This window comes from Klebsiella michiganensis (genome assembly GCA_000963575.1).
GTDB classification, from domain to species: Bacteria; Pseudomonadota; Gammaproteobacteria; order Enterobacterales; family Enterobacteriaceae; genus Cedecea; species Cedecea michiganensis_A.
Genome location: CP011077.1, coordinates 4,698,946 through 4,715,562, shown reverse-complemented (window position 1 = coordinate 4,715,562; position 16,617 = coordinate 4,698,946). Strand labels below are relative to the sequence as shown.

The window sequence follows — 16,617 nt, the reverse complement described above, 5'->3', positions numbered from 1 at the left end:
TTGTCATTTTCCCCTTTGCCATCTATATTCAATTTTATGAAGATATATTTGTTCAATAAATTGAAGATAACCAATGAGCCGCAGCTTTATTAAAAAAGAGGGCGTAGCCCAATCCAGCCTGGCCCGTTACTTACTGGGTGAGAAGTGTGGTAACAGGCTGAAAACTATAGATGAATTAGCCGGTGAGTGCGGCTTTTCCGTTGGTCTGACGCAGGCCGCTTTGAAGACGCTGGAGAAGGCCGGAGCCGTGAGCGTTGAACGCCGCGGCCGCAACGGTAGTTACCTGCTGAGCATGGATAACAAAGCCCTATTGGCGTTCGCGGATATCGGCAATGTAGTGTGTGCTATGCCGCTGCCGTACACCCGGCTTTATGAAGGGCTTGCCAGCGGTTTGAAGGCGCAGTTTGACGGGATCCCGTTTTATTACGCCCACATGCGCGGGTCTGATGTTCGTGTCGAATGTTTGCTGAATGGCGTTTATGACCTGGCCGTAGTGTCCAGACTGGCAGCAGACAGCTATCTCAGCAACCCGGATCTTTTTATCGCACTGGCGCTGGGGCCGCACACCTACGTGGGTGAGCATAAGCTGATATGCCGCGCCGGGCAGCAGGAGAGTATCCGCCGGATTGGGATTGATCCACGTTCGGCCGATCAGCGCATCATGACGGATGTTTATTTCTCCGGGCAGGATGTGGAATTGCTCGACGTGTCGTATCACGAGTGTCTGCACAGAATTGCGAAAGGCAGCGTGGATGCGGTGATTTGGAACGTCAGCAACGAGGCCGATCTGACGGCGCTGGGGCTGACGGCACTCCCGCTAAGCGGGGACAAATGCTTCCTGGCGGCATCGGAAGCGGTGGTGCTGACGCGCAGCGAAGATATCCCCATTCAGCAGTTGCTGAGAACGGTGGTGGATAAGAATGCATTGCTGACTCATCAGCAATGCGTGCTGAGCGGTGAACAGGAACCAAGCTATTGACAGAGGTAATCAGTATGGAAGACCGGCTCAATCTGCTGTGTGAGGCAGGCGTCATCGACCGGGATATTTGTGATGGCATGAAAGTTGTTGTGACACAGCTGGAGACTCATTGGGCTATCCCGCTACAGAACGATCAGGGGGCAATGGCGATCACCCACATGGCTAACGCGCTGATGCGCAGCCGTCGGGGGGAGGAAGTCGGTCCGCTGGATGACGAACTGCTGGCGGAGATTAAGGCCGACAGCGTATTTGGCGAAGTTGAGCAGGCCCATCATGCATTGCTGGCGCCGTTCAACGTGCAGATGCATCCGAACGAAGAAGGGTACCTGCTCGCCAACCTGTTTAGCCTGTGGCTGATTCATAAGAGCTAACGAATTTGTTTGCAGCGGTTTTTTTCACCTTAAATATTCAAAAAAATGATTATTTAAGAGGTTTATTTCTCAGGTCGCGAGGCAAGGCATGTTTATTGAGGCACTCAAGGCACAGAATCCGGCGTTGATTGATGCGGCCAGAACCCTTTGGCGGCAGGGCGCGGTGCTCCCCGACACCTGGATTATCGATGTCGATCAGGTCCTGGACAACGGCCGGAAACTGCTCGCGGCCGCACAGAAGCACGGCATTACGCTCTATTTTATGACCAAGCAGCTGGGGCGTAACCCGTGGCTGGCCAACAAGCTGGTTGAACTGGGTTTTAAAGGCGCCGTCGCCGTTGATTTTAAAGAGGCCCGAACGCTTCGCGAAGCCCATGTCCCCGTGCTGCATGTGGGGCATCTGGTGCAGGTGCCGGTGGCTTTGGTTGAGGAGAGTGTGAACGGCGAGACGGAAATTATCACCTTGTTCTCACTGGAAAAAGCCCGCGAAGTCTCCGATGCCGCGCTGGCAAACGGAAGGGTTCAGGCGGTGATGCTGAAAGTGTTTGCCGAATATGACCGGCTTTATCCGGGTCAGGAAGCCGGTTTTTCGCTTAACGAACTGGATGACGTGGTAAGCGAGATTCGTGAGATGCCGGGTATTCGCCTTACCGGGTTGACGCATTTCCCCTGTCTGCTCTGGAACGAAGAGCAGCAGCAGACGCAGCCGACCCGCAACCTGATGACGCTGCTTAAGGCCCGGGATCTGCTGCACGAGCAGGGGGTTGAGATTGAGCAAATCAATGCGCCATCGGCCTCAAGCTGCGGCACTTTCCATATTCTGGCTGAGCACGGGGTGACCCATGCCGAACCGGGCCATGCGCTAACCGGTACCATCCCGGCGAACCAGAATGGCGATCAGCCGGAGTCCATCGCCATGCTCTATCTGACGGAAGTTTCCCATCAGTTTCAGGGCAAAAGCTATTGCTTCGGCGGGGGATATTATCGTCGCGGTCATGCGCAGAATGCGCTGGTGTTCAGCAGTGATGCACAGCCCGAGCAGGCGCGATTGCTGCAGCCAGACACCTCCAGCATTGATTATCATCTGGCGCTGGAAGGCTGCTATCCCGTAGGTAGCCCGGTGGTGATGTGCTTCCGTACGCAGATTTTTGTCACCCGCAGCGATGTGGCACTGGTGTCCGGTATTCAGAGCGGTAGTCCGGTACTCGAAGCGCTGTACGACAGCCTTGGTCATCCAATTCCGGGAGGTCAACATGAGTAAGTTTCTGGTGCTGGTCATAGACAGCTTCGGCGTGGGCGCGATGGACGATGTGCCGGAGGTCAGGCCGCAGGACATCGGGGCGAACACCTGCGGGCACATTTTGCAGCATTTTCCCGAACTGCGTTTGCCGACGCTTGAGAAGCTGGGCCTGATTAACGCGCTGGGGTTTGCGGCCAATGTGATGCAGCCGAACACCGATGCCGTGTATGGCACCGCGGCGCTGCAGCATGAAGGCGGCGACACGTTTATGGGGCATCAGGAAATTCTGGGCACGCGGCCACAAACTCCATTGCGTATGCCGTTTTCTGAAGTGATTGACGTCGTAGAACGTGAGCTCATCGGCGCGGGCTGGCAGGTTGAGCGCAAAGGTGGCGAGCTGAAGTTTCTGTGGGTAAATCAGGCCGTGGCCGTGGGGGATAATCTTGAAGCTGATTTAGGGCAGGTGTTTAACATCAGCGCCAACCTCAGCGCAATACCGTTTGAGCAGGTGCGTGCTATCGGCGAAGTGGTGCGCCGCTGCGTGAAGGTTGGACGGGTTATTGCCTTTGGCGGCCTGCTTGAGAGCAGCGAGCAACTGATTAATGCCGCCGAGGAGAAACAGGGGCTTTATGTCGGCATTAACGCCCCACGTTCCGGTGTATACAAAAGTGGGTTTCAGGTGGTGCACATGGGCTACGGCGTGGATGCCAGCGTGCAGGTTCCGCAGCAGCTGCATCAGGTCGGGGTTAAAACTGTGCTGGTGGGAAAAGTGGCGGATATTGCCCTTAACCCACACGGCACCAGCTACCAGAATCTGGTCGATTCGCAGAGCATTCTCGATATCACCCGGGATGAGCTGAATAAACCCGGCCGCGTGTTTATTTGTACCAACATTCAGGAAACGGATCTGGCGGGGCACGCCGAAGACGTTGGGCGCTACGCCGAGCGGCTTGAGCTGGTGGACAAAAATCTGGCTTTGCTAATGGCGGATATGCAGGCCGGGGATTGCCTGGTCGTCATGGCGGACCACGGGAACGATCCGACGATTGGCCACAGCAAACACACCCGTGAAAACGTGCCTTTGCTGGTTTGGCAGCCCGGTATAGCAGGCAGTTATCTGGGGGCACGCGCTACGCTTTCTGATGTGGGCGCAACGGTTTGTGACTTTTTTCAGGCAGCTGCGCCGCAGAACGGAACGTCGTTCTTGCCGCTGCTGAATATCTCTTCAATGCGTGGAGTGAATCATGACGGGGCATAAGCATATTGATCCATCGGGCTATACCTATGCCCATGAGCATCTTCATATCGATCTTTCCAGCTTCAAGGACAATATCGATTGCCGTCTGGATCAGTACGAGCTGATTTGCGATGAAATGAAGTCACTCTTCGGACAGGGGGTGCGCAATATCATTGAAATGACCAATCGCTACATGGGGCGTAACCCTCAGTTTCTGCTGGATATCATGCGTGATACCGGAATGAACGTGATGGCCTGTACTGGTTATTATCAGCACGATTTCTTCCCGCCACATGTGGCCACTACGCCGGTGAAAGTGCTGGCTCAGGAAATGATCGATGAAATCGAAATTGGCATTGACGGGACGGCGTTAAAAGCCGGAATCATCGCGGAAATAGGGTCCAGCGTGGACGTCATTACCCCTGTGGAGAAGCGCGTTTTCCAGGCAGCGGCCATTGCGCATCATGAAACCGGCAGGCCGATTTCAACCCACACTTCATTCAGCACCATGGGGCTTGAACAGCTCGCGTTGCTGAAGTCATGGTGCGTGGATCTTTCCCGCGTCACCGTCGGACACTGTGACCTGAAAGACAATCTGGACAACATCCTGCGGATGATCGATCAGGGAGCGTACGTCCAGTTCGATACCATCGGCAAAAACAGCTATTACCCGGATGAAAAACGCGTTGCGATGTTGAGTGCGCTCAAAGATCGCGGGCTGCTCGATCACGTCATGCTGTCGATGGACATTACTCGGCGCTCCCATCTACACGGGAACGGCGGGCCTGGTTTTGACTATTTGCTTACCACGTTTGTGCCGATGCTGCTGGAGGCCGGTTTCAGCCAGTCAGACATCGATTTGATGTTACGTGACAACCCCTCTGTCTTCTTTAAGTAAGGATTTCCCATGAAAAAGATCGGTGTCGCTGGCCTACAGCGCGAACTCATCAAACAAACTATCGAAACCGCCGCACCGGGCTGCTTCGAAGTGTTTATCTATAACGACATGGACGCCGCGCTGAAGGTGAAATCCGGGCAGCTTGATTACTACATTGGGGCCTGTAATACCGGAGCGGGTGCGGCATTGTCTATCGCTATCGCGGTGATCGGCTACAACCGCAGTTGCACCATTGCTAAGCCCGGCATTAAAGCCAAAGAGGAGCAGATCGCCCGCCTGGTCTCAGAAGGCAAAGTGGCGTTTGGCCTTTCCGTTGAGCATATCGAGCATGCCATCCCGCTGCTGGTTAACCATTTAAAATAAAGGCATCCGCATGGAATTCTACCTTCACCTTGTTGTTGTTGCCTTGCTGACCGGGATGACGGCTTTACTGGCGCACCGCTCCGCGGCGGTGTTTCATGACGGGATTCGACCGATTCTGCCCCAGCTTATTGAAGGCAATATGAACCGCCGCGAAGCGGGGAGTATCGCCTTCGGCCTGAGTATTGGCTTTGTGGCCTCAGTCGGGATCTCATTCACCCTGAAAACCGGCCTGCTTAACAGCTGGCTGCTGTTCCTGCCGACCGATATTCTTGGCGTGCTGGCGGCCAACCGCGTGCTGGCCTTTGGGCTTGGTGCCGTCTGGGGCATTCTGATCCTCACCTGCCTGGTGCCGGTGAATCACCTGCTGACCGCGCTGCCGGTGGACGTTCTCGGCTCTCTCGGTGAACTGAGTTCGCCGGTGGTGTCTGCCTTTGCGTTGTTCCCGCTGGTGGCGATTTTCTACCAGTTTGGCTGGAAGAACAGCCTGTTCGCGGCGGTGGTTGTGCTGCTGACCCGGGTGCTGGTGGTGCGCTTCTTCCCGCAGCTCAACCCGGAGTCTATCGAGATCTTCGTGGGTATGGTTATGCTGCTGGCGATTGCGATTTTTCAGGATCTGCGCTCCCGGGATAAACATGAACACGATGCTCACGGGCAGTCGGTGTTTGAAGAGCGGACATCCAGGATTATCAAAAATCTGCCGTATATCGCCATCGTCGGCGGACTGATCGCCACCGTTGCCAGCATGAAGCTGTTTGCGGGCAGCGAGGTGTCGATCTTCACGCTGGAAAAAGCCTACAAGATTGGGCTGGATCCGGCACAGTCTCAAAGCCTGATTGATCAGGCGGCGCTGGCCGAGTTTATGCGTGGCCTGGGCTTTGTGCCGATGATTGCCACAACGGCGCTGGCGACGGGGGTTTATGCCGTCGCGGGCTTCACCTTTGTTTTTGCCGTCGGCTACCTGATTGCTAACCCGATAATTGCTTTTGTTGTTGGGGCTCTGGTTATTTCTGCTGAAGTTCTGCTGCTGCGCTCCATTGGGAAATGGCTTGGCCGTTACCCTTCGGTACGCAACGCCTCGGACAACATTCGTAACGCGATGAACATGCTGATGGAGATGGCGCTGCTGATTGGCTCTATCTTTGCCGCCATTAAAATGGCGGGCTATACCGGCTTCACCATCGCAACGGCGCTGTATTTCCTGAACGAATCACTGGGCCGCCCGGTGCAGAAAATGGCCGCGCCGGTTGTGGCGGTGATGGTAACCGGCATTGTGCTGAATATTCTGTTCTTCTGCGGCCTGTTTATCCCGGCCTAAGGGGGTTGTGTGGAAAGCTGGCCATTGCAAAGCCTGAGCCTGGCTCAGGCCCAGCAGAAGCAGTTCGCACTGGTGGATATTATCTGCCGGCATTTTCCTGGGGCTGATTTTCTGAGCCAGGGCGATGTTGGCCTGGTGCCCGGATTCAATCAGCCAATCACCACGCAGCGGGTTGAGCGCGTCCTGGCCGACTTCTTCTCTGCGCCAGCCGCCGCGCTGGTGCAGGGAGCCGGAACCGGGGCTATTCGTAGCGGGCTGGCGGCGTTATTAAACGCTGGCGATAAGCTGCTGATTCATCAGGCTCCTCTGTACCCTACCACGGCAGTCATTGCCGAACAGATGGGGCTGGAGCTCATCAGGGCAGATTTTAATCAGTTAAATGAAGTGGAAGCTGCCATCGTGGCCCATCGTCCGGGCGCGGCTTTGATTCAGCACACCCGCCAGACATTGGATGACGCCTATCGACTCGCTGAGGTGGTGGCCTGTTTCAATCGCTACGGCTTACCGTCCCTGGCCGACGATAACTATGCGGTGATGAAGGTGGACAGAATCGGCTGCGAGTGTGGGGCTACGCTGTCGACCTTCTCCTGTTTCAAGCTGTTCGGCCCGCCGGGCGTCGGGGTGGTGGTCGGTGACAAGCTGGCCGTTAAGGCCGTGCGCCAGAGTATGTACTCCGGTGGTAGTCAGGTGCAGGGCTTTCAGGCTATGGAGGCGCTGCGCGGCTTAGTCTTCGCCCCGGTGATGCACGCCGTTCAGGCACAGGTGAACGATGCGTTGGTTGAGCTATTGTCTCAGGGCGCGGTGCCTCAGGTTAAAAGTGCATTTATCGCCAATGCACAGTCGAAGGTTCTGCTGGTGGAGTTTCATCGGCCGATTGCCGAAAAGGTGCTGGCGGTGGCACAAAAATTGGGCGCATTGCCTTACCCGGTAGGGGCAGAATCTAAATATGAAATCCCGCCGCTCTTTTATCGGGTTTCCGGAACGTTCAGGCTGGCTGCACCGGAGCTTGAACAGCGGATGATCCGCATCAACCCCAACCGCAGCGGGGCGGAAACCGTGCTGAGAATTTTGCGGGAAAGTTGTGCAGAAGCAGAAAAGTAAAAGGGAGGCTGCTGCCTCCCTTAGTATTTAATGATTTGAGAACCAGTTTAGCTTGTCGCGAAGACCAACGACGCGGCCCACGATAATCAGCGCCGGGCTGCCGACCTGGGTGGCTAACTCGCCTAATTGGTTCAGGGTGCCGTCCACGACGCGCTGATTCACCGCCGTGCCGTTTTCAACCAGCGCCACCGGCATGCTCTCTTCCATCCCATGGGCGATCAGCTGCTGCTGAATGGCCGAGGCCTGGTTCAGCCCCATGTAGAACACCAGCGTTTGCTTCTCTGCCGCCAGGTTCGCCCAGTCAAGTTCGCCGCCGGTTTTCAAATGGCCGGTGACCAGACGCACGCTTTGGGCGTAATCCCGGTGCGTAAGCGGAATGCCGGAGTAGGCGGAACAGCCAGAAGCCGCGGTGATCCCCGGTACTACAGAGAACGGAATTCCACCGTTGCACAAAGTTTCCAGCTCTTCACCGCCGCGTCCGAAGATAAACGGATCGCCCCCTTTCAGGCGCACGACACGTTTGCCCTTTTGCGCTTCCCGCAGCAGGATTTGGTTAATCTCTTCCTGGGGAACGCAGTGGTAGCCCGCGCGCTTGCCGACGAAGACGCGATCGGCATCGCGACGAACCAGATTCATGATGTCGTCCGACACCAGGCGGTCATACACCACGACGTCAGCCTGCTGAATTTGCTGCAGGCCTTTCAGCGTCAGCAAGCCTGCGTCACCCGGGCCGGCGCCAACCAGCACCACTTCGCCGCGGTGGTCGAGCGGGGTGGAGAACAGCGATTCCGTCTCTTTTTCAACGGCAAGCTGGTCTTCGTTGGCCAGATACTGTGCCAGGCGGTCGTTAGTGAAGAATTTCTCCCAAAAGCGGCGACGCTCGCCCATGGTGGCAAAAGTTTGTTTCACTCGGCCACGCAGGGTACCGGCAAAGGCTGCAATTTTACCCAGATGCAGCGGCAGGCTGGCTTCCAGCTTTTCGCGCAGCAGTCGGGCCAGAACAGGGGACGTACCGCCGGAAGAGACGGCAACCATCAGCGGGGAGCGGTCAATAATCGACGGCATAATGAAGCTCGCCTGTTTCGGCGCATCGACCACGTTGCAGAAGATCCGGCGGGATTCGGCGGCGTCGCTAACCTGCTGATTCACCTCATCGTCGTCGGTGGCGGCAATCGCCAGCCAGCTTTCGTCCAGCAGCGTTTCTGAGAACGCACCTTCGGCCAGCGTCAGCATATTTTGCTCAGCCCACACCTTAAACTGTGGGCTGAATTCGAGGGCGTTAACGGTGATGCGCGCACCTGCCTCCAGCAATAAACGCGCTTTGCGTTCAGCGACATCGCCACCGCCTACCAGCAGGCAGGCGCGGCCACGTAACTGACAAAATATCGGCAGGTGATCCACGGTCAATCCTCAATTAATTACGGGCGGTTTCCGGTGCGCCTGCGGCGGCAGGCTGCGGACGTTCGGCTTTGGGCGTAGCATACCAATAACCCAGACCCATGAATACCACGCCAGAAAGGGTGTTCCCCAGCGTAACCCACAGCAGGTTATGGCCGATGCCGGACAGCGTATAAGCCTCGCTATGATGGCCAAACCAGGACAGGGCAAACAGCGTCATGTTGGCGATGGAGTGCTCGTAGCCGGAGGCGATAAACGCCAGCAGGCACCACCAGATTGCGATGAACTTCGCTGCACCTTCGGTACGAATTGCCATCCAGATTGCCAGACAAACCAGCCAGTTACACAGCGCCCCTTTAAAGAACAGCACCATCGCAGGGGCGGTGGTTTTTGCCAGCGCTACGGCGTGCACAATGCTGGTATCTACCGGCAGCAGGCTGCCGCCGCCCCAGCTATACAGCAGCGCGACAAATACCGAACCGAGCAGGTTACCAAGCCAGGTTTGCGGCAAAATCGCCCACATCTGGCCGTGAGATATCGTGCCGGCTTTCACACCGAAGGTCAGAAACATGGTGTGGCCGGTGAACAGCTCGGAACCGGCGATAATCACCAGCGTCAGGGCTATTCCGAAGGTCGCCCCCATAACCAGCGGGCGAATAGTCGGATCGAGTAAATTACCGAGGGTGAAAATCAGGATGATGCCAAGGCCAACGTAGGCTCCCGCCATGGCGGAACTTACCCAGAAGCCCAGAGGATTTTTCTGCGAGAGACGGTTAATCCGCGCGGCATTCGCCGCACACTTATTGATGGTATCGGTGAACATTTTTGCTATCCCAATGAAGTTAAAAATAAAAATTAAAAATGAATGTCCCTCACCCCGGCCCTTTCCCAAAGGGAAAGGGGGAAAACCCTCGTCGCTATTGTTGCTCGATCGGTTCCGGCGGTGCCCTCTCCCTCAGGGAGGGGCAGGGTGAGAGTTGTTTTAGGTCTTACGCTTTTATCTGCACCAGCCCGTCCTGGACGCGGGCATCATAGTGCGGCACGGAGCGGCTTTCATCTTCCATGCACAGGCCGTCCCTCAGGCGGAAATGCTGTTTTTTCAGCGGGCTGGCAACCCACAGCTCGGCCTGATGCTCTGCAATTAGCCCGCGCGATAGCACGCTGGCTTCAAAGAACGGGTCGATATTGCTGATGGCGTAAACCTGCTCGTCTTTACGAGGGCGGAAAATAGCGACCTGTGCCGAGCCGACCAGGGCGCAAACGCCGGTTGCTGGCAGGATATCGTCTAGCTGACAAACGGTTGTCCACTGGCTCATGCGTGTTCCTCCACTTCTACCAGAGTGACCGGAATACGCTCATGCGGCGTGGCCGGACGGTGTTGATTGCGCTCGCTAACGGTTTGCACGTTCGGGTCGCGCTGCGGGCTGTTGATAAAGTGTTTGAAGCGGATCTGCGCCTGTGGCGTATTCACGGTTTCTGTCCACTCGCAGATCACTTTCTCGCGCAGGCGGTTGAGCTCTGCTTCAAGCTGGTCGTTCAGGCCCAGCTTGTCGTCGACAATCACGCTCCGCAGGTAATCAATACCGCCTTCCAGGTTCTCCAGCCAGACGGAGGTACGGGTGAGTTTGTCGGCGGTACGGATGTAGAACATCATGAAACGGTCGAGATACTTGATGATGGTATCGTGGTCGAGGTCCGCAGCCAGCAGGTCCGCATGGCGCGGTTTCATACCACCGTTACCGCACACGTACAGATTCCAGCCTTTCTCCGTGGCGATAATACCCACGTCTTTACCCTGTGCTTCCGCGCATTCACGGGTGCAGCCGGAGACGCCAAACTTCATTTTGTGCGGAGTACGGATGCCTTTGTAGCGATTTTCCAGCTCGACGCCGAAGCCCACGCTGTCACCCACGCCGTAGCGACACCAGGTGCTGCCGACGCAGGTTTTGGCCATACGCAGGGCTTTGGCATAGGCGTGACCGGTTTCGAACCCGGCTTCAATCAGCTGACGCCAGATTTCCGGCAGGTCGCCCTTTTGTGCGCCGAACAGGCCGATACGCTGGGAACCGGTGATTTTGGTGTACAGGTTGTATTCACGGGCGATACGGCCCACTTCCATCAGCCCTTCAGGCGTGATTTCGCCGCCTGCTGAGCGTGGGATCACCGAGTAAGTGCCGTCTTTCTGGATGTTGCCGAGGAAGTTATCGTTAGTGTCCTGCAGCGGCGTCAGTTCTGGCTGCAGCACGTAGTCGTTCCAGCAGGAGGCCAGCAGCGAACCCACGGTTGGCTTACATACTTCACAGCCGTAACCCTTGCCGTATTTTTGCAGCAGCTGGTCGAAGGATTTGATTCCTTCCACGCGGATGAGGTGGTACAGCTCCTGGCGCGAGAAGGCGAAGTGTTCGCACAGGTTGTTGTTTACTTCGATACCGGCTTTGGCCAGTTCGGCGTTCAGCACCTGAGTCACCAACGGAATACAGCCGCCGCAGCCGGTCCCGGCTTTGGTTTCGGCCTTCAGGGCCGCCACGGTATGGCAACCTTTGTTGATGGCTTTGATCAGGTCGCCTTTGGTGACGTCAAAGCAGGAACAGATTTGCGCGCTTTCCGGCAGCTTATCGACCCCGATAGACGGCTTACCGCTGCTTGCATGAGCCGGCAGGATCAGCGAGTCCGGATTCTCCGGCAGCTCAATGGCATTCAGCACCAGCTGCAGCAGGTTGCCGTAGTCGCTGGTATCGCCAACCAACACTGCGCCAAGCAGGGTTTTGTTGTCTTCGCTGACCACCAGACGCTTGTAAACCTCTTTACTTTCATCGAGATAAACGTAGCTTCGGGCGTTTGGCGTGCGGGCATGAGCGTCGCCAATACCGCCGACGTCAACGCCGAGCAGTTTTAGCTTGGCGCTCATATCTGCGCCCTCAAAGGCGTTCTCCGTGCCGAGCAGATGGTCGGCCGTGACCTGAGCCATTTTATAGCCCGGCGCGACGAGCCCGAAAACGCGGTTATTCCAGCTGGCGCATTCCCCGATGGCATAAATATCCGGATCTGAAGTCTGGCACTTATCGTTGATGGTAATGCCCCCGCGCTGGGCCGTTTCGAGCCCGCATTGCGTGGCCAGCTTGTCCTGCGGACGAATACCGGTGGAGAAGACGATAAAGTCCACTTCCAGCCCGGTGCCGTCGGCAAAACGCATAGTTTTACGTGCTTCGGTGCCCTGCTGGACGATTTCCTGGGTGTTTTTGCCGGTATGCACGCGTACACCCATGCGCTCGATTTTGCTGCGCAGTTGTTCGCCGCCCATGCGGTCCAACTGCTCGGCCATCAGCATTGGCGCGAATTCGATAACGTGGGTTTCCACGCCGAGGTTTTTCAACGCGCCAGCCGCTTCCAGCCCCAGCAGGCCACCGCCGACGACGGCGCCGCGTTTGCTGCGGCGGGCGCAGGATTCAATGGCATTAAGATCTTCGATAGTGCGATAAACGAAGCAGTCCTGGGTTTCAGAGCCTTTAATCGGCGGGATCCACGGGTAAGAACCTGTCGCCATCACCAGCTTGTCGTAATAAACGGTGCGGCCGGTATTGGAGTGGATCACTTTTTCCTGGCGATTGATGGTGATAGCGCGTTCGCCAACCAGGACTTTTACGCCATGTTTTTCGTAGTAGCCGTCGCGGACAAGGGAGAGTTCTTCAGCGGTATGGTGGGAGAAATAAGAAGAAAGGTGCACGCGATCGTAGGCTTTACGCGGCTCTTCACAAAATACGGTGATGTCGAACTGGTCCGGCGGGGCCTTATCAAGTAAGTCTTCGATAAAGCGATGGCCGACCATGCCATTACCGATAACTGCGATTTTGACTTTGCTCATAATTGCCTCAATTTCTTTTCTATTACCGCCTACCTTAACGATTCAGCTGTGGTGATTATTGATGCAAATCAAATGCGCCTTTATATACCCATTAAGAGGTATATCGTTGATTTTGATGTATTTTTGTAAGTTATGGAATTGGCTGGTTTTTCACCAGTGGAAGAGGTTAGGGGATATTCAGTTCAGCAAAGGGTTGGCGCGGAGCCGGGCAACAATCAGATCAACAAAGGTGCGTACTTTTGCGGAGGCATGGCGACCTTCGGTATGCACCACATGTATTGGGAGAGGCTCGAGTTCGTAATCGCTCAGTACGATTTGCAGTTCGCCCTCGCGCAGGGCCGGCGCTATCTGATAATCCAGGACTCGCGTCAACCCCCAGCCTGCTTTTGCGGTGGCAATTGAGGACTCGTTGTTGTTGCACTGGAGCGCGGCATTGACCATAACGCGTTGCTCACCCGCAAAGCGCCACTCCGGTGAGGCCCAGGCACTGGCCGAAGAGGCGATACGATGGTTTTTAAGGTCCGCAGGCGTCAACGGCGTGCCGTATTTTTCCAGGTAGTCAGGCGATGCACAAACGACCCGGCGCACGGTGCCGACTTTGGTAGCCGTCAGCCCTGAGTCGGGCAGGTGCCCAATGCGCACGGCGACATCAATGCCTTCTTCGATGATGTTCACCTGGCGATCAACGAACAGTGACCTGGCGCGCATGGTTGGCCACGCATCAAGATAATCAGTGATTACCGGCAGGACGAATTTCTGGCCGAACAGCACGGAGGCGGTGATCGACAGGAGTCCGGACGGCGTGGCATAGGAGCCAGCCGCTGCGGCTTCGGCTTCCTCGATGCTGGTGAGAATCGTGCGGCAGTCGTTGAGATATCGCAGGCCCGGCTCGGTCAGCTTAACTGTGCGGGTCGTGCGGATGAAGAGACGTGTGCCAATGATCTCTTCCAGCGCGGCTATGGCCCGTGTAACAACCGGCGCACTGATATGGAGTTGGCGTGCAGCGGCGGCAAAACTCTCGGTTTCTGCGACTTTGACGAATATTTTCATCGCCTGCCAACGATCCATGCTCAACCTCATACCTGGCTAAAAGAGGGGTTAGTATCGGCTATTCGCCGAGTATGGCGCAATCGCGGGGTTACAACTCAAGCTGAATGCGGTTTTCTTCACCCCCGGGCAGCTGCGCCGGGACTGCGCAGCAAATCAGTATCTCATCATCTGCCGTGCTTGCGGAGGGGCGTTTCGGGTAGGTGACAGAGCCTGTGAGGAGCTTCGTCCGGCAGGTCCCGCAGTGGCCTTCCCGGCAGCTGAATTCCGGGTTTAATCCCCGAGCTTCGGCCAGCGCTAAAAGCGAACCTGAATCCGGCAGCCAGCGAGCCTCTTTTAGTGAACGCATAAAAGCGATGGGCACAGGGCTGGTGGCCGGCGGCAGGGCGTCAGGTTTTGGCGTTTTGCTGTCTGTGGGGCGTACCAGCGATGAGGGGCCAAAGGCTTCCGAATGGATTCTGTCATCGCTAATGTTGTACTCCCGCAGTCCGTCATAGAGAGACTGGGTGAATGCGGCCGGGCCACAAAGATAGAAATCGTAGTCGTTAAACGGCAGTCGGCTCGTGAGTAACGGCATATCGATATGACCTTGAACATCATAGTCCACACCTTGCCGGGCGCCTTCAGCCTGGCTGAGTACGCGAATAACCTGCACGGCACCTTTGGCTGCCGCAACCAGCTCATTAATCTCTTGGGTAAAAGGCAAATCTTCAGCCTGTCTTGCTGACTGGAACAAAAACGTTTGTCGAATGCGTTGTTTGCGCAGTCCTTCATAGACGATGTGCCGCAGCATGGCGAGCATCGGGGTAATGCCAATGCCGCCTGCCAGCAGCACGGCAGGGCGTTGCTCATGGGCGTCAAGGGTGAACCTCCCCGCCGGAGCACGGACGTCAATAATATCGCCAACGGAAACGCCGTTGTGCAGGTGGCCAGAGACGCCTCCCTCCCGCTTGACGCTAATGCGATACAAGCCGTCGGACGGGGCCGATGAAAGCGTGTAAGTACGGATCGCCGGCGTTTCCGCCTGGTGAAGCGTTACGCGAATGGGCAAGTGCTGCCCGGCGAGATGAGGCAGCAGACCTGCGCCATCGCTCGGCTGAAGATAGAAGGAGCGGATCGCGCGGCTCTCGTCGACAATCTTTACCACGCGAAAAGGCCGCCAGCGTGTCACGAACTCCGCCGCTTTTATCCTGCTGGCAGCCTCCTGCCAGCTGCCGGTCATTAGCGAATGAGGTGAGAGGCCTTCAGCCTCACTCGTCCAGCGCAGCGCCAGCGCGTTGCGGCGACGCACAACCCGGCGGGCTTTAAACGTCCATAGCCGTTCTGCCCCCTGAAAGGCGGCAATTTCCGGTGAGTCCAGAATCACTTTTGCTTCGCCGGTCATTTGCAGCATGTTGCCGGTGTTAAAATCCACGAACAGCAGGCCAGCCTCGCCGTTAAGCAGGATGTTGCCGAGCGTGGCAAAAAAGAGATTGCCGTTGAAGTCAGGGATGGTCAGTGTGCCGTCGTCGCTAACCCGGATGAAGCCCGGTTTGCCTCCGCGGTGGGAAACGTCGGCCTGCCGCTGACCGTCTCTTTCGGCCCAGGAGGCGACAAAAAAGGCGTCCGCTGCCTGAATCATTTCTTTTGCTTCAGCATCCAGCCCCGGAAGCGTCTCTACCGCGCCCCCGGGATGGCTACCGGGCTCGCGGGTAAAAGTGAAGTCACGCAGGTGGATATAACGTGGGCAGTTACCGAAGCTTTGGTCGACTTCGACCTGAAGGCCGCTGTCCGTCTGCCGCAGCGTGCCGTTCATCCGGTTACGCCGCCGGGTATGAAGCTCGATACCCAGCAGACCAATGGATGCGTTATGCCCCATTCCTTCGCTGGCCGGATCTTCCCTTGCCAACGACGCCGCAATCGTCAGGCGGGTCGAGGTCGGAGATGTGATAAAGCCGGGTTCACCTTCCAGAAATGTTGCCCACGCTTCGCCATTCTGAGAGACGCTGCCGAGGACGATAAATGGCAACTGAGCGTAGAAGTCACGATGCTGCTCGGGCATGTAATCGCGTATCACTCGCTGGCCAACCTCTGCCATGCGCTCGGTTACGCCGACCTTGTCCTGAAGGAAAATTTCACCTTCATGCCAGACGGATTGCTTCGTCAGCTTCTCGCTCATTTTTTATCTCCCGGCAGGCATGAGATCAGGCGACGGCGTTAAGGCCGGCGGCCGTTTTGGCGAAAGGTATAAATCCCGGCAGCGCTTCGATACGGCGCAGGAAGGCGTTGACGGCCGGGTAACCAGAGAGGTCAACATTCCCTTCAGGTGCGCTGGCGGTGTAGCTGTAAATGGCAACGTCGGCGATGGTTGGGCGATCGCCGACCAGCCACTCACGGTTGGCAAGATGCTGTTCAAGTCGCCCCAGGAAAATGTGGGCACGCGCAATCACTTCGTCGGGATTAAATTTGGCACCGAAAACCGTTACCAGGCGGGCTGCGGCTGGACCAAAGGCAAGGTCGCCGGCCGCGACGGATAGCCAGCGTTGCACGGCTGCCGCGCCCTGCGGATCTTCCGGCAGCCATGCACTTTGGCCACTTTTTTTCGCCAGGTAGACAAGAATGGCGTTGGAATCAGGGATCAGCGTGCCTTCATCGTCCAGCAGCGGCACTTGCCCAAACGGGTTAAGCGCCAGGTATTCCGGCTGCTTGTGGGCGCCCGCTTTCAGATCGAGCTGAACAAGCTCATGGGGAAGGCCCAGCAGGGAAATAAATAAGCGAGCGCGGTGGGCATGGCCTGACAGAGGGAAGTCGTAGAGTTTCATAATCC

At 56.7% G+C, this 16,617-nt stretch carries 15 protein-coding genes; 8 read left to right on the top strand and 7 right to left on the bottom strand.

Annotation, left to right across the window (positions count from 1 at the left end):
- Positions 1–73: 73 nt before the first annotated feature.
- The 8 genes from VW41_21970 to VW41_21935 all read left to right on the top strand — a co-directional run bounded on the left by VW41_21970 (position 74) and on the right by VW41_21935 (position 7,504).
- Positions 74–979, top strand: a complete 906-nt coding sequence (locus tag VW41_21970) for a hypothetical protein (protein AJZ91497.1) — start codon at positions 74–76, stop codon at positions 977–979.
- A gap of 14 nt (positions 980–993) precedes the next feature.
- Positions 994–1,350 carry a hypothetical protein gene (locus VW41_21965; GenBank protein AJZ91496.1) on the top strand — a complete coding sequence of 119 codons (357 nt, stop codon included), beginning with the start codon at positions 994–996 and terminating at the stop codon, positions 1,348–1,350.
- A gap of 88 nt (positions 1,351–1,438) precedes the next feature.
- The gene (locus VW41_21960) at positions 1,439–2,611 is read left to right on the top strand and encodes a hypothetical protein (protein AJZ91495.1); all 1,173 of its coding nucleotides are present in this window, start codon (positions 1,439–1,441) and stop codon (positions 2,609–2,611) included.
- Complete coding sequence (locus tag VW41_21955; GenBank protein AJZ91494.1) at positions 2,604–3,848, top strand: mutase; 1,245 nt, start codon at positions 2,604–2,606, stop codon at positions 3,846–3,848. Before VW41_21960 ends, VW41_21955 begins: the two co-directional genes overlap by 8 nt.
- Entirely contained in the window at positions 3,835–4,725 is an 891-nt protein-coding gene (locus VW41_21950) for a hydrolase (protein ID AJZ91493.1), read from the top strand. The genes VW41_21955 and VW41_21950 overlap by 14 nt, the downstream gene beginning before the upstream one ends.
- Positions 4,726–4,734: 9 nt before the next feature.
- Positions 4,735–5,088 carry a membrane protein gene (locus VW41_21945; protein AJZ91492.1) on the top strand — a complete coding sequence of 118 codons (354 nt, stop codon included), beginning with the start codon at positions 4,735–4,737 and terminating at the stop codon, positions 5,086–5,088.
- Between the two features lie 10 nt (positions 5,089–5,098).
- The gene (locus tag VW41_21940; protein ID AJZ91491.1) at positions 5,099–6,403 is read left to right on the top strand and encodes a membrane protein; all 1,305 of its coding nucleotides are present in this window, start codon (positions 5,099–5,101) and stop codon (positions 6,401–6,403) included.
- A 9-nt stretch (positions 6,404–6,412) separates the two neighbouring features.
- Positions 6,413–7,504, top strand: coding sequence for a hypothetical protein (locus VW41_21935; protein ID AJZ91490.1), 1,092 nt, complete (start codon positions 6,413–6,415; stop codon positions 7,502–7,504).
- Positions 7,505–7,531: 27 nt separating this feature from the next.
- Here VW41_21935 and cysG read toward each other — a convergent pair whose 3' ends face one another.
- The 7 genes from cysG to VW41_21900 all read right to left on the bottom strand — a co-directional run bounded on the left by cysG (position 7,532) and on the right by VW41_21900 (position 16,612).
- On the bottom strand, positions 7,532–8,905 hold the full coding sequence (cysG, locus tag VW41_21930) for a siroheme synthase (protein AJZ91489.1): 1,374 nt from the start codon (positions 8,903–8,905) through the stop codon (positions 7,532–7,534).
- A gap of 13 nt (positions 8,906–8,918) precedes the next feature.
- Positions 8,919–9,725 (bottom strand): nitrite transporter NirC, encoded by an 807-nt coding sequence (locus tag VW41_21925; GenBank protein ID AJZ91488.1) that lies wholly within the window; start codon positions 9,723–9,725, stop codon positions 8,919–8,921.
- A gap of 166 nt (positions 9,726–9,891) precedes the next feature.
- Positions 9,892–10,218, bottom strand: coding sequence for a nitrite reductase (gene nirD / locus VW41_21920; GenBank protein AJZ91487.1), 327 nt, complete (start codon positions 10,216–10,218; stop codon positions 9,892–9,894).
- A complete protein-coding gene (locus VW41_21915) occupies positions 10,215–12,764 on the bottom strand; it encodes a nitrite reductase (GenBank protein AJZ91486.1) in 2,550 nt (849 codons plus the stop codon). Before VW41_21915 ends, nirD begins: the two co-directional genes overlap by 4 nt.
- A 177-nt stretch (positions 12,765–12,941) precedes the next feature.
- Complete coding sequence (locus VW41_21910) at positions 12,942–13,832, bottom strand: LysR family transcriptional regulator (GenBank protein ID AJZ91485.1); 891 nt, start codon at positions 13,830–13,832, stop codon at positions 12,942–12,944.
- A 70-nt stretch (positions 13,833–13,902) separates the two neighbouring features.
- On the bottom strand, positions 13,903–15,969 hold the full coding sequence (locus VW41_21905) for an FAD-binding oxidoreductase (GenBank protein ID AJZ91484.1): 2,067 nt from the start codon (positions 15,967–15,969) through the stop codon (positions 13,903–13,905).
- Positions 15,970–15,994: 25 nt separating this feature from the next.
- Positions 15,995–16,612 carry a glutathione S-transferase gene (locus VW41_21900; protein ID AJZ91483.1) on the bottom strand — a complete coding sequence of 206 codons (618 nt, stop codon included), beginning with the start codon at positions 16,610–16,612 and terminating at the stop codon, positions 15,995–15,997.
- Positions 16,613–16,617 lie beyond the last annotated feature (5 nt).